The sequence below is a fragment of the Streptomyces xanthophaeus genome, assembly GCF_000725805.1.
Taxonomy (GTDB): domain Bacteria; phylum Actinomycetota; class Actinomycetes; order Streptomycetales; family Streptomycetaceae; genus Streptomyces; species Streptomyces xanthophaeus.
In genome coordinates this window covers 1-14,224 of sequence record NZ_JOFT01000047.1, presented here as the reverse complement: position 1 = coordinate 14,224, position 14,224 = coordinate 1, and the positions used below count along the sequence as shown (strand labels likewise).

Here is a 14,224-nt window from a genome sequence, read left to right as displayed (position 1 = left end):
TCGTCACTGCAGGTCACACTCCCGGGAGGGGTCCGTCGGGTCCGTCGGACAGCGGAGCACCGGTGCAGGACCTCCGCGCGGGGACTAGGCCTTGCTCAGCTCCTGGCCCTGGCCCTGGCCCTGGCCCTGGGCGATCAGCGCGGCGGTGCGCTGCTGGTGCGCGACGTACGCGGGCGAGCCGGGCGTGAACGCCTTGAGCTCCTTGGGCATGCGGCGGATCATCGCGAGCAGCAGCACCAGGCCGGCGCGGGTGAGGTAGACCATCGCCCGGAACGGCGAGGCGCTCGGACGGCCGGTGGTGCGCTCCCGCATGGCGACGGGGATCTGGCGCACGGTGTAGCCGGAGCGGGCCGCGCCCACCATGGACTCGATGGTGTCGCCCAGGTACTCCACCGGGTACCAGCGGGCGAAGAACTCTATGAGCGGACGGTTGCAGGCCCGGAAGCCCGAGGTGGTGTCGGTGAGCTTGGTGCGGGTGATCCGCGAGAGCACCACGGACAGCAGCTTCATGGCCCACTTGCGCGGGCCGCCCACCTGGTAGTCGCCGTCGCCGGCGAACCGGGCGCCTATGACGAGGTCGGCGTCGCCGACGGCGAGCCGCTCCAGCAGTGCCGGGACGTACGCCGGGTCGTGCTGACCGTCGGCGTCCACCTGGATCGCGACGTCGTAGCCGTGCTGCTGCGCGTAGCGGTAGCCGAGGCGCATCGCGCCGCCGACCCCGAGGTTGAACGGCAGCTGGGCGACGGCGGAGCCGGCCGCGCGGGCCACTTCGGCGGTGTTGTCCGCCGAGCCGTCGTCGACCACGAGGGTGTCGACGTAGGGCAGTTGCTTCTGGATCTCGCCCAGGACGGAGGGCAGGCCCTCCTCCTCGTTCCAGGCGGGAAGAATGATCAGAACGCGACGACCGTCGTTCACGAGTTCACCTGTGCCTCGGTGGCGCCGGAGTCCTCCGTGCGCGGCGACGTGCTGGGGTAACCGCCCTGCTGGACGAGATGCGCGCGGATCAGCGCGACGTCCTCCGCGAGGGTGCGGGTCTCCGCCTCCAGGCGGCTGGTCTCCCAGCTCAGGTGCAGGCTGACCAGCAGGACCAGGACGAAGCCGCTGAACAGCACGAGGCTCGCACCGGAGGCCACGCCGAGGGCCTTGGCGACCGGGTCCAGCAGGTCGGGGACGAACCCGATCGGTGCGACCAGCAGCCCGATGCCGAGCCATATCGCGGCGTACTTCTCCCGCAATTGCTGACGGCGCAGCAGCTCGAGGATGTACCCCAGCACCAGAAGACCGGAGATGGAGGTCATGACGGAGAGTCGCACAGCGGGCGGCGCCTTTCGCGCGAAGGGGCCAAAGTCTTTGTGGGACAAGCATATGGCACCGGATGACGGCGACGGTCCGGTGGAGGATGCGGCCCGGGCACCGTCCGATGACGTTCCCGTCAAGGCGGCCGGGCCGGTCGTCCCGGGTTCCCGGAAGGCGTCTCAGCAGGTCGGCGGAGTCCGGCCGTTGACCCTCCGTACGGACCGGGTCCGTCGTCGGCCCGCGGCGCCGGTGCGCCCTACGCCGTCGGCCGTGAGCAAGGACACGGGACGCCGAAGGGCCCCGTCCCTCCGCCGGAGCGGTGGGACGGGGCCCTTCAGTTCAACTTGGTGCTCGCTGACGAGCTACCAGGTCAGAACTCGAATTACTTCGAGATCTTGGTGACCTGGCCGGCGCCCACGGTACGACCACCCTCACGGATGGCGAACTTCAGGCCCTCCTCCATGGCGACCGGCTGGATCAGCGCGACCGTCATCTCGGTGTTGTCGCCCGGCATGACCATCTCCGTGCCGGCCGGCAGGGTGACGACACCCGTGACGTCCGTGGTACGGAAGTAGAACTGCGGACGGTAGTTGTTGAAGAAGGGGGTGTGACGGCCACCCTCGTCCTTCGACAGGATGTAGGCCTGGGCCTCGAACTCGGTGTGCGGCGTGACCGAACCGGGCTTGATGATGACCTGGCCGCGCTCGACGTCCTCGCGCTTGATGCCACGGAGGAGCAGACCGACGTTCTCGCCCGCCTGGCCCTCGTCGAGCAGCTTGCGGAACATCTCGATACCGGTGACCGTGGTGGTGGTCTTCTCTTCCTTGATACCGATGATGTCGACGGTCTCGTTGACCTTCAGGACACCACGCTCGATACGGCCGGTGACGACCGTACCGCGACCGGTGATCGTGAAGACGTCCTCGACGGGCATGAGGAACGGCTTCTCGGTGTCACGCGGCGGGGTCGGGATGGCCTCGTCGACGGCAGCCATGAGGCCGAGAAGCTTCTCGCCCCACTCCTTGTCGCCCTCGAGCGCCTTCAGCGCGGAGACGCGGACGACCGGCAGGTCGTCGCCCGGGAACTCGTACTCGGAGAGCAGCTCACGGACCTCGAGCTCGACGAGCTCCAGGATCTCCTCGTCGTCCACCATGTCGGCCTTGTTCAGGGCGACAACGATGTAGGGGACGCCGACCTGGCGGGCCAGGAGCACGTGCTCCTTGGTCTGCGGCATCGGGCCGTCGGTGGCGGCGACCACGAGGATCGCGCCGTCCATCTGCGCGGCACCGGTGATCATGTTCTTGATGTAGTCAGCGTGACCCGGGCAGTCGACGTGGGCGTAGTGACGCGCCTCGGTCTGGTACTCGACGTGCGCGATCGAGATGGTGATACCGCGCTGGCGCTCCTCAGGAGCCTTGTCGATCTGGTCGAAGGCCGAGGCCTCGTTCAGGTCCGGGTACGCGTCGTGCAGCACCTTGGTAATGGCGGCCGTGAGGGTCGTCTTACCGTGGTCAATGTGACCGATGGTGCCGATGTTGACGTGCGGCTTAGTCCGCTCGAACTTCGCCTTCGCCACGGGGTCCTCCTGGAGAGTGGTTCTGTACGCCTTACTCATCGGCGCCAGGTGATCTTTGCTGGAAAGCCGGTTCCCCCGGGGCAACGGAAGTGTTACTCCTGCTGCCCCAGAGGCTCCGGTGACAAGCCTAAAGCGTGTACTCGGAAGAGTTACTCGCCCTTGGCCTTCGCGATGATCTCCTCAGCGACGTTCCGGGGAACCTCGGCGTAGGAGTCGAACTGCATCGAGTAGCTGGCGCGACCCGAGGTCTTGCTGCGGAGGTCTCCGACGTAGCCGAACATCTCCGAAAGGGGCACGAGGCCCTTCACGACGCGAGCACCGTGACGCTCCTCCATGGCCTGGATCTGGCCACGGCGGGAGTTGATGTCACCGATGACGTCACCCATGTAGTCCTCGGGCGTGGTGACCTCTACGGCCATCATCGGCTCCATGAGCACGGGGGACGCCTTGCGCGCGGCCTCCTTGAAGGCCTGCGAGCCGGCGATCTTGAACGCGAGCTCGGAGGAGTCGACCTCGTGGTAGCCACCGTCGAGAAGCGTGACGCGGACGCCAGTCATCTCGTAGCCCGCCAGGATGCCGAACTGCATGGCCTCCTGCGCACCGGCGTCGACCGAAGGGATGTACTCCTTCGGGACGCGGCCACCGGTGACCTTGTTCACGAACTCGTACGCCGGACCGTCGGTCTCGGTGATGGGCTCGATCGCGATCTGCACCTTGGCGAACTGACCGGTACCACCGGTCTGCTTCTTGTGGGTGTAGTCAAGACGCTCGACGGTCCCACGGATCGTCTCGCGGTACGCGACCTGCGGCTTGCCGACGTTGGCCTCGACCTTGAACTCGCGCTTCATACGGTCGACCAGCACCTCAAGGTGCAGCTCGCCCATACCGCCGAGGATGGTCTGGCCCGTCTCCTCGTCCGAGTGAACGTGGAAGGAGGGGTCCTCCTCCGCGAGACGCTGGATGGCGACACCCAGCTTCTCCTGGTCACCCTTGGACTTGGGCTCGATGGCGACCTGGATGACCGGAGCCGGGAAGTCCATGGACTCCAGGATCACGGGTGCCTTGTCGTCACACAGCGTCTCACCGGTGGTGGTCTGCTTCAGGCCCATGACGGCGACGATGTCACCGGCGCCCACCGACGCGATCTCCTCACGCTTGTTCGCGTGCATGCGGTAGATCTTGCCGATGCGCTCCTTCTTGCCCTTGACGGAGTTCAGCACCGCAGTGCCGGCCTCCAGGCGGCCCGAGTAAACCCGGACGAAGGTGAGCTTGCCCAGGTGCGGGTCGCTCATGATCTTGAACGCCAGAGCCGCGAGCGGCTCCTCGTCGGAAGGCTTGCGCTTCACGACGACCTCGGCGTCGCGGACGTCGTGGCCTTCGATGGCCTCGATGTCCAGCGGCGACGGCAGGTAGCGGACGACGGCGTCGAGCAGGGGCTGGACGCCCTTGTTCTTGAACGCCGTGCCACAGAACACCGCAGTGATCGTGGGCTCGCCCTTGCCCTTGCCGGAGCCAAGGATGATGCGACGGACGGCGGCGTGCAGCTGCTCCACGGACGGCTCGTCGCCGTTCAGGAAGAGCTCCATGATCTCGTCGTCGTTCTCGGCGACGGTCTCGACCAGCTTGCCGCGCCACTCCTCAGCAGCCTCGGTGTGCGTGGCCGGGATGTCGACGATGTCGTACATCTCGCCCTTGGTCGCCTCGGCGGACCAGACGAACGCCTTCATGGTGACCAGGTCGACAACGCCCTGGAAGTCCATCTCGGCACCGATGGGGAGCTGCATGACGATCGGAACCGCACCGAGGCGGTCCTTGATCATGTCGACACAGCGGTGGAACTCGGCGCCGGTGCGGTCCAGCTTGTTGACGAAGCAGATGCGCGGGACGCCGTAGCGGTCCGCCTGACGCCAAACGGTCTCGGACTGCGGCTCCACACCGGCGACACCGTCGAACACGGTGACGGCACCGTCGAGGACGCGGAGCGAACGCTCCACCTCGACGGTGAAGTCCACGTGACCCGGGGTGTCGATGATGTTGATGGTGTGGTCGACGTCCTCGAGCGGCCAGTGGCAGGTCGTCGCGGCGGACGTGATCGTGATGCCGCGCTCCTGCTCCTGCTCCATCCAGTCCATCGTGGCAGCGCCGTCGTGGACTTCACCGATCTTGTAAGACACACCGGTGTAGAACAGGATGCGCTCGGTGGTGGTCGTCTTGCCCGCGTCGATGTGGGCCATGATCCCGATGTTGCGGACCTTGGCCAGGTCAAGCGAAGTGGTAGCCATATCGGCTCAGTCTTCTCTCGGTCTCGATGTGGGTTTGAACTACCAGCGGTAGTGCGCGAAGGCCTTGTTGGACTCGGCCATCTTGTGGGTGTCCTCGCGCTTCTTGACGGCAGCGCCAAGACCGTTGGAGGCGTCGAGCAGCTCGTTCATCAGGCGCTCGGTCATGGTCTTCTCACGACGGGCGCGGGAGTAACCCACGAGCCAGCGGAGGGCCAGGGTCGACTGACGACCCGGCTTGACCTCGACGGGAACCTGGTAGGTCGCGCCACCGACACGGCGGGACTTGACCTCGAGGGACGGCTTGACGTTCTCGAGCGCGCGCTTCAGCGTGATGACCGGGTCGTTGCCGGTCTTCTCGCGGAGGCCTTCCATGGCGCCGTAAACGATGCGCTCGGCGGTGGAGCGCTTGCCGTTCAGGAGGATCTTGTTGATGAGCGACGTCACCAGAGGAGATGCGTAGACCGGGTCGATGATGACCGGGCGCTTCGGGGCGGGGCCCTTACGAGGCATTCTTACTTCTCCTTCTTGGCGCCGTAGCGGCTGCGGGCCTGCTTGCGGTTCTTGACAGCCTGGGTGTCAAGCGCACCGCGGATGATCTTGTAACGAACACCCGGCAGGTCCTTCACACGGCCACCACGCACGAGCACGATCGAGTGCTCCTGCAGGTTGTGTCCCTCACCCGGAATGTAGGCCGTGACCTCGATGCCGGAGGTCAGACGCACACGCGCGACCTTACGGAGCGCCGAGTTCGGCTTCTTCGGGGTGGTCGTGAACACTCGCGTGCAGACGCCACGACGCTGGGGCGAAGCCTCAAGCGCGGGGGTCTTTGTCTTCTCGACCTTGTCCTGCCGGCCCTTCCGGACCAGCTGCTGGATCGTAGGCACTACTTCTCCGGTTTCTGTGTGCCGTGTAGTGAAGCTAACCTGGAACATTTGCCGACCCACGCGGTCGGGTGTGTCGGATCCGGCGGACCTCCGCGCAAGCACGGAGACGCATGGATCGCGGTGGCTGACTCGGCTCGCATGCGGTTGATGGACACGCACGGGAGCCCAGGCACACCCCAGGCACAAGGTCTGAGCGTACCTATCGCATCCACTCCGGTCAAAACAAAAGCCTGGCCGCGCAGGCGTGAAGATCCCTCCGGCCCGTGCGCCGCACGGGCGACACCGGGGTGCGGCCCCTCCGACGCGCGCAAGCTGCACGGACGTGCTATGGAGCTGCGGCGATGCTCCCGCACGGGACCTCGTACGGGGCGGTCGAACACCCCCGTACGCGCCGCCTCGCGGGTCATCCGGGTGGCCCCGGGGCCCTACACTGCCGAGCGCTTCAGCCCAAACGGTACGACCATGAGGGAGCGGGACATTGGGGACGGCCACTTCGGACCCGACGACGACCGCCGGTCCGCCCCGCGCGAGCCGCCGCGGCCTCCTGCCGCGCCCCCGGCGCCCGCGCCCGGCCGCCCTGTACGCACCCCTGCTGGCCTTCTTCCTCACCTCGGCAGCCTTCTGCGCGGCCTGGGCCGCCCGCGGCTCCGCCCCCTTCGGCCCCGCCGGCCGGGCCGTCAACGACCAGGCCAACCAGTACGTGCCCTTCCACCGGGGGCTGTGGGACCTGGTGCACGGGCAGGCCGCCGGTGACCTGCTGTTCACCTGGCGCGGCGGCTTCGGCCAGCAGTTCCTGTCCGACTACTCCACCTACCTCGGCAACCCGTTCTCCTGGCTGGCCGTGCTCGTCCCGCGCGACCGCGTCGACCTCGCCGTCTTCGCCGTCAGCCCGGTCACGATGGGCACCGCCGCCGCCCTGATGGCGGTGTACCTCGGCAAGCTGCACCCCGGGCCCTGGTGGCAGCGCGGCACCCTCGGCGCCTGTTACGGCCTGTGCGGCTGGGCGCTCAGCGACGCCTCGTACATCCCCATGTGGCTCTGGGGCCTGGCCGCGCTCCCGATGCTGGGCATCGCCGTCGAGTGGTGCCTGGAGGAGCGCCGCTGGCCGGGTGCGGCCCTGCTCGTCGCGCTCGCCTGGTACGGCAACTTCTACACCGCGATGATGGCCACGATGGCCGCCTGCGTCCTGCTGGCCGTCCGCCTCGCCACCCGCGGCACCACACCCCGTCAGCGGCTGGGCGCGGTGTGGCGGGCCGCGACGGCCGCCGTCACCGGCATCCTGCTCACGCTGCCGCTGCTGCTGCCGTCGTTCCTGTCCAGCGGCTCCGCGCAGCCCACCGGGGCCGCCGCCTTCGACCCGGTGCGGATCGACGTCTTCCTCACCGGTCTCCTCCCGGCCACCCACCTGTGGGGCGGCCGGCCCCGGCTGTACGTGGCCTCACTGGGGCTGATCCTGGCCGGCAGCTTCCTCCTGAACACCGCCGTCGCGCGGCGGACCCGTCTGGTGTGGGGCGGCGCGACCGTGCTCGTGGCGGCCTCGTTCCAGTTCCCGCCCACCCAGCTCGTGTGGCACGGCCTCGCGGTCCCGAACGGCAATCCGTACCGCGAGACCTTCGTCCTCAGCGGCATGCTGGTGGTGCTCGCCTGGCTGGCCCTGGCCCACCGGCCGCGCCCCCTGCACCTGGTCCTGTCCGCCGCCCTGCTGGTCACGGCCGCCTTCGCGCTGCGCCGCACCGACGACTTCGGCGGCTGGACCTGGCCGGCCGTCCTCGGCGGGGGCGGCCTGTCGCTGCTGGCGCTGGTCCTGCTGGCGCTCGGCGACAAGCGCCGCCACCTGGTCCCCCTCGCGGCCGCACTGATGGCAGCCGTCGTCCTCGTCGAGTCCGCGGCCGCCGCGGCCAATGCGGACGCCCGCCGCTCCCGCGAGCGCTGGGCCAGGCCCGCCGTCACCTCCGGCCCGTCGGTCGACCGGCACTTCGCCGCCGTCCAGGACGTGGACGGCTGGCCCGCCTACCGGACCGACCCGGGCGCGCCGCAGTCCTCGTACAACGACGCGCTCGCCCTGCGCGCGGAGGGACCGCAGTACTACAGCAGCTACCTCCCGAAGGCCACGTTCGAGGCGCTGGCACCGCTCGGCTACGGCTACAAGAACGGCGGCCGCACCTTCTTCGGCGCCGACAACCCCGTGCTCGACGCGGTCTTCTCGATCGGCGCGCGCGTGCGCCCGGGTGACGCCGGCCCCGGCACCTGGACGGCCTCGCGGTTCCCCGCGCCCCCGCTGGTCACGGTCCGCTCCGCGGCCTACACCTCGCCCCATCCGCCCGGCAGCGTCTGGGCCCGCCAGGAGAACGTCCTGGGCGCCACCGTCTACCAGGTCCCGCGGATCACCCGCGGGGGCAGCCCCACCGCGCAGACCTACGCCGCCCGGTGCACCCCCGGCTCCGCGGCCTACTGGTACTCCCCCGCGCTGTACGGCACCCTGCGCCACGGCGCCGCGGCGCGGCGGCTGGAGGACGTGCGGACGGGCGTGGTCCCGCTGGGCCCGGTCCCCGCCTCGGGCGCGGTGGCCGTCACCGTGCAGACCCGCACCCGGGGCGCGGGCGCCGGCAGCCACCCGCTCGGCTGCCTGGACCGCGCCGCGCTCGACGCGACCGTGCGGCAGCTGACCGTCACCGGGGCCACCGCGGTCGAGACGGGCGGCCACCGCATCGCGGCCACCCTGCCCCGCGGCGCCCGCGGCACGGCCGTCCTGGCGATGACGGACGTGCCCGGCTGGCAGTGCTCGGCCCCGGTCAGGAGCTTCCACGGGCTGGTCGCGGTGGAGCTGCCCGCGGGCACGGAGGAGGTGTCCTGCGCCTTCACCCCCAGGGGCCTCGCCCCGGGGCTCGCGGGCGCGGCCCTGGCCCTCCTCGCCCTGGCCTCGGTCACGGTGGCGGGCCTGCGCCGGGGCCGCGCAGCCGCTCCCCGATATCCGTAGAGGTCCGGCAAATCCCCCCACACCGTGACGGAGTCGGGGGGTTTTGCGTACGCTCCGTGAGCATCCGGCGCGAATCCCGTTGTTCCGGATCTGCGCGCACCCCACGGTCAGTACATTGACCGCCCTGACGGATCGGGGGGCCCGCATGGCTTTGGAAGACCTCCCGGGCGACGGGGGGCTGGACGACCGCGTCCCCTTCCTGGCCCGGCTGGAGAGCGAGGACGGTACGGCGTTACGCGCGCTCGGCCGCGAACTGGACTTCGCGCCGCGCGACCGCCTGATCCACCAGAACGAGCCCTCGTCCCACATCCTGCTGATCCTGCACGGCTGGACGAAGGTCACCGTCTCCGCCGCCAGCGGCTACCACGCGCTGCTCGCCCTGCGCGGCCCGGGCGACATCCTCGGGGAGTCCGCCGCACTGACCGGACGCCCGCGCTCCGCCACCGTGACCGCGCTGGAGCGGGTCCGGGCCGTGGCCGTGGACCACGAGAGCTTCCGCGCGTTCCTCGCCTCCTCCCCCACCGTCGCCCTGCGGCTGCTCGGCCTCACCTGCGACCGCACCCGCGCGGCCGACCAGCGGCGCCTGGAATTCGCGTCGATGAGCGTCCGCGAGCGGCTCGCCGTCCTGCTCCTGGACCTGTCCAGGACGCACGGGCGCCCCTCCGACGCGGGCGTGGAACTGGCCGTACCGCTCACCAAGGAAGAGCTCGCCGGAGCCGTCGGGGCCTCCCGCGAGATGGTCCAGCGCGAGCTCAAGGAGCTCCGCGAGCGCGGGGTCGTGCTCACCGGACACCGCAGCGTGGTGATCGTGCGGCCGGACGTGCTGCGCCGGATCGCCCGCCCCGCCCCCTGACCGGCGGCCGCCCCCCCTGCGCCACCTCGTCCCGGCCCCGCCGCACAACTGTGCACACGGTCACAGTCCGAGTGCGTCATCCGCCCTCACGGCCGGGGCCGCCGCGACGCCACCCTCAGCTCAGTACGGAATCCAGCGAGAGGCGATCATGATCCACCCCGTGAACCGCAACCTGCTCCTGCTCGACATCGAGCGGTACAGCGACCGCGACGACGTGGCCCAGGCCTGGCTGCGCCGGATGCTCTACCGCGTGATCGACGAGGTGCTGCTGGCCGCCGACGTCGACGCGACCCTGCGGCGGCGGTCCGACCGCGGCGACGGGCTCATCGAGGTCATCGACGCCAACGCCCCGCTGGACAAGCTGCTTCGGGTGCTGCTGACCGAGCTGCCGGCCCAGCTGCGCGCCGTGAACCGGCTGGCGTCCAGCTCCGCCCAGATCAGGCTCCGCGGGGTGCTGGCCACCGGGTACGTGGACCTCGACGAGCTCGGCGGCGAGGTCGGCTCCGACCTCAACCTCGCCTGCCGGCTGCTGGACGCGGACGCCCTGCGCGGTGCGCTGCGCGCGAGCACGGAGGACTTCGCGCTGTGCGTCTCGGAGCGCGTGCACGAGGCGATCGTGCACCACCAGCACCCCGGCATCCCGGCGGAGCGGTTCACCGGGATCACCGTGCCGAGCAAGAACGGCCCGCTCCGCGCGTGGCTGTACGGACCACTGCCGCAAGGGGGCCCGGCGCCGGAGACCGAGGGGGACTCCGGCGCCGGGACGGGGCAGCCCGCGGCCCCTGCCGCCCCGGCGCAGGCACCGGCCGCACCCGCCCCGGCCGCCCCGGCGCAGCCCTCGGTCGTGATCAACGGCGGCACCTTCGGCGGCGGGGCCTTCGGCACCGGCCACCACGGCATCAGCGGCGGCACCTTCAGCGGTGAGGTCCGCCTCGACGGCGGTGGCCCCCGGTGAACGCGGCCAAGGCGGCGGAGGCCGCAGCACCACCCGAGAGCCCGGACCGGGCCGAGGCCCCGGCCGAACCGGGCGCCGGAGCCGGAGCCGGGGCCGCCGCTGCCCCCGCCGCCCAGGCCCAGGCCCCGGCCGCCGAGGAAGAGGCCCCGCAGAGCGCGTACGACGCCCGCCGGGACCTGTTGCGCGGCATCCCCGACACGATGCGCGTCAACGGCGGAGCCTTCGGCGGCGGGGCCTTCGGCACCGGCCACCACGGCATCAGCGGCGGCACCTTCACCGGCAACGTGACCGTCAACCACCTGTCGGCCGGCAGCCCCGCACCCACCTCCGGCGAGGTTCCGCTCTCCACCCTCCTCCACCTCGACCAGGTCTTCGTCGCAAACGGCAGCAACTTCCAGGACCTCCTGGACCGCCTCCGCGAGGACCGCGTCCTGGTCCTCACCGGCCCCCGTTTCACCGGCCGCCGCACCGCCGCGTTCATGCTGCTGCGCCACCTCGGCGTGGCCTCGGTCCACGCGCTGGACCGCAGCGCACCGCCCGCGGAGATCGCCGACCGGCTCGGCCCGGAGCCGGCCCGCGGATACGTGCTCTGCGACCCGATCACCGCACAGGACGGCCCGCTGCGCGACACCCATCTGCTCGCCGCCCGGGGCAAGCTCGACGAGCGCAGCTTCCTCGTCATCACCGCAGGCCCGCACACCCACCTGGAGGGCATCGGCGGCCGCGCCTGGCAGCCCCCGGGCACCGCGGCCGTCCTGCGCTCCTCCCTGCGGGCCCTCGTGGACGGCGGGGAGGAGTTACGGCGGCTGCTGGACCTCCCCGCCGTCGCCAACTTCCTGAACCATCCCCACCAGCTCCGCGAGGCGGCGCAGTTCGCGGTCCTGCTCGGCCGGCACTCCCGCCACGGCACGGATCCCACGGAGATCGAGACCTTCTCCCAGGGCACCCTGGAACAGCAGGTCCAGGAATGGTTCGAGGACCCGGACGGCATGCCCCACCTGCGGGAGAAGGCCTTCCTCGTCGCCCTCGCCGCCTTCCACAAAGGCCCGTACGCCCTCACCGCCGAGCTCAGCGACCTCCTGTTCGGCCTCCTCCAGCAGACCGAGGACCCCGACCGGCCGGCCGCCGTCCCCGTCTTCGGCACCAACCCCGCCAAACGCCTCCGGCTGGCCCGCGCCCACCGCTACCCGAAGGAGGAGGAGACCGAGTGGGGGCCGGTGACCCAGTGGATGGCCGCCTTCGAGGACGGCCGCGTCGCCGCCGTCCTGCTGCGCGAGGTCTGGACCGGGCACCCGTCCGCCCGCCCCGCCCTCGTCGGCTGGCTGCGGCTGCTCGCCGCCGACGGCCGGGCCTTCGTCCGCACCCGGGCCGCGTCCACCGCGGCGGTCCTCGCCCTCCACGACCTGCCCTCCGCGATGGCCCTCGTCATCGAGGACTGGGCCCGCTCCGACCGGCCCCGGCTGCGCGTCGGCGCGGTCAACGCCCTCGCGCTCGCCCACATCATCGGCACCCCGAACATCCCGCGGATCATCGACCGCTGGTGCTCCGACCCGGACGCCCACCCGCGCCTGCGCTGGGCCGCGGTCCGCGTGCACGGGCTGATCGGCGACGAACGGCCCGTGCAGACCCTCGAAGCCCTGCGCGCGGCCGTACGCCGCCTCACCGACGAGGACACGGCGATGCGCGTCGAACTCGCCCAGGCCGTAGAACTGCTCCTCCTGTCCGACGCGCGCGACACGGTCCTCGCCGAACTGCTGCGCACCCCCGACGACGACCCGGCCGCCGCGGACCTCGCCCTCGACGGTTTCCTGCGCGCCTGCCGCCACACCGAGGACGACGAACCGTACGGCCGCCCGCTGGTCCTGGACTGGTACGCGAAGGACGCCGACGGGCCCCAGGGCTCCGCCGAGGGCATCGCCGTCCTGTGGCGGGCGCTCCTCGACGGCCCCGGCAACCAGCCCGCCCTGGACGTGCTGCACGACTGGGTGCTGGCCGCGGACCGCGACCCCTCCACCGAATGGGCCCTCGCCGCCCTGCTCGCGGCCCTGGCCACCGGCCCCAACGAGTGCGCCCGGCTGCTGTACCTCCTGCGCTCCGGGAGCGCCGGGGTGGTTCCGGCCGTCGCCGGGCGCCTGCTGACCGTACTGCCGACCCACTGAACCGAGGAGAAGCCGCACCATGCCCGACCCCCGCCACCACACCGAGTGGCAGCAGTCCGCCGACCGGCACGCCCAGCTGGTCGACCCGGTGCTCGCCGTACAGCAGCTCGCACGGTTCGAGGTGTTCCGCAGGCTCCAGTCCCGCATCGACCACGCCCTCGTCTTCTCGACCGCCAAGGGCGGCTACGTCGCCTTCCTGCCGCCGCACCGGCCGGGCTCGACGCGCGGCTACACGGCGGTCTACGAGGTCGACACCGGCGTCCACCACGTCGCGGCGGAGATCCAGCTGCCCAGTGACAACGACGCCCACCAGTTCGTGGTCGTCGTGGAGCTCAGCTGGCGGGTCTCGGACCCCGCCCGCTTCGTGGAAAGCGGCCACCGCCATGTGCCGCGGCTGCTGCTCGGCGAGCTGGAGCGGGCCGCGCGGCCGGTCGCACGGCGCTTCGCCATCGCCGACAGCGCCCTGGCCGAGGCCGAGCTCTTACGGGCACTGCCCGAGGCCGGTCCCCTGGGCCAGGACTGCGGACTCCACACCACGTGGACGGTCCGGCTGCGCCGCGACCAGGAGAACATCGACCACCAGCTGCGGATGCAGGCCATCACCCACAGCACCGACGAGCAGCTGCTCGGCGAACGCCTGGGCATGCGGGTCGACGTCCAGCTCGACCAGCGGGCCCGGCAACAGGACGAGCTCACCACGGACCGGGCGCTGGCCTACGGCGGGCAGCAGCACCAGCTCACCCTCCAGCAGCAGCAGTGGGAGCACCAGCGGCGCGTGGAGCTCAGCCGCCAGCAGGCGGAGCTCCAGCGGGTCGAGGCCGAGAAGATCGCCTTCTACCAGTGGCACCTCCAGCAGGGCGGGGTGCACGGCTGGGCCCTGCACCTGGCGCAGCACCCGGAGGACTCCGCCCTCGTCATGCGCACCATGCGCGAGGACCAGCTCCAGATGATCCGGGACCAGATGGCCCTGGTCAGCCAGGTCCTGGGCGGCGGCGGGGCCGAGCGGCACGAGTTGCAGGGGCCCAAGCAGCTGGCGCTGCGGGCCATGAACGACATCCTGAACCAGCGCCTCCCGGGCGTGGCCCACGACCCGCCCCCGCCGCCCTACCCGGGCCAGCTCCCGCCCCAGCCCCCGGCGGGCCCCCACGACGCTCCCCCGCCTCCCACGGCGGCGCAGCCGTACGCCACCCCACCGCTGGCCCCGGCTCCGAGCCCGGCGCAGCCGTACGCCACCCCACCACA

General features: G+C 71.2%; 11 protein-coding genes. 5 read left to right on the top strand and 6 right to left on the bottom strand.

Features of this window, described 5'->3' with window-relative positions; genetic code table 11:
- Positions 1-84: 84 nt before the first annotated feature.
- From IO30_RS0125605 to rpsL, 6 genes are all read right to left on the bottom strand, one after another.
- The gene (locus tag IO30_RS0125605; protein ID WP_063768466.1) at positions 85-915 is read right to left on the bottom strand and encodes a glycosyltransferase family 2 protein; all 831 of its coding nucleotides are present in this window, start codon (positions 913-915) and stop codon (positions 85-87) included.
- Complete coding sequence (locus IO30_RS0125600) at positions 912-1,298, bottom strand: DUF2304 domain-containing protein (protein WP_063768223.1); 387 nt, start codon at positions 1,296-1,298, stop codon at positions 912-914. The genes IO30_RS0125605 and IO30_RS0125600 overlap by 4 nt, the downstream gene beginning before the upstream one ends.
- A gap of 380 nt (positions 1,299-1,678) precedes the next feature.
- Positions 1,679-2,872 carry an elongation factor Tu gene (tuf, locus tag IO30_RS0125595; protein WP_031146566.1) on the bottom strand — a complete coding sequence of 398 codons (1,194 nt, stop codon included), beginning with the start codon at positions 2,870-2,872 and terminating at the stop codon, positions 1,679-1,681.
- 149 nt (positions 2,873-3,021) lie between these two features.
- Positions 3,022-5,154, bottom strand: a complete 2,133-nt coding sequence (fusA, locus tag IO30_RS0125590) for an elongation factor G (protein WP_031146564.1) — start codon at positions 5,152-5,154, stop codon at positions 3,022-3,024.
- Between the two features lie 39 nt (positions 5,155-5,193).
- Positions 5,194-5,664 carry a 30S ribosomal protein S7 gene (rpsG, locus tag IO30_RS0125585; RefSeq protein WP_007265894.1) on the bottom strand — a complete coding sequence of 157 codons (471 nt, stop codon included), beginning with the start codon at positions 5,662-5,664 and terminating at the stop codon, positions 5,194-5,196.
- Between the two features lie 2 nt (positions 5,665-5,666).
- Positions 5,667-6,038, bottom strand: coding sequence for a 30S ribosomal protein S12 (gene rpsL / locus IO30_RS0125580; RefSeq protein ID WP_007265893.1), 372 nt, complete (start codon positions 6,036-6,038; stop codon positions 5,667-5,669).
- Positions 6,039-6,516: 478 nt separating this feature from the next.
- Between rpsL and IO30_RS0125575 the strand changes: the two genes are divergently transcribed.
- From IO30_RS0125575 to IO30_RS0125555, 5 genes are all read left to right on the top strand, one after another.
- Positions 6,517-9,015, top strand: coding sequence for a YfhO family protein (locus IO30_RS0125575; protein ID WP_051902590.1), 2,499 nt, complete (start codon positions 6,517-6,519; stop codon positions 9,013-9,015).
- Between the two features lie 145 nt (positions 9,016-9,160).
- Positions 9,161-9,868 carry a Crp/Fnr family transcriptional regulator gene (locus IO30_RS0125570; RefSeq protein ID WP_031146559.1) on the top strand — a complete coding sequence of 236 codons (708 nt, stop codon included), beginning with the start codon at positions 9,161-9,163 and terminating at the stop codon, positions 9,866-9,868.
- A 160-nt stretch (positions 9,869-10,028) separates the two neighbouring features.
- On the top strand, positions 10,029-10,823 hold the full coding sequence (locus IO30_RS0125565) for a hypothetical protein (protein ID WP_308443098.1): 795 nt from the start codon (positions 10,029-10,031) through the stop codon (positions 10,821-10,823).
- Entirely contained in the window at positions 10,820-12,982 is a 2,163-nt protein-coding gene (locus IO30_RS0125560; protein ID WP_031146555.1) for a HEAT repeat domain-containing protein, read from the top strand. The genes IO30_RS0125565 and IO30_RS0125560 overlap by 4 nt, the downstream gene beginning before the upstream one ends.
- Before the next feature lie 19 nt (positions 12,983-13,001).
- Positions 13,002-14,224: hypothetical protein (locus IO30_RS0125555; RefSeq protein ID WP_031146553.1), on the top strand; the 1,223-nt coding region annotated here is incomplete at its 3' end.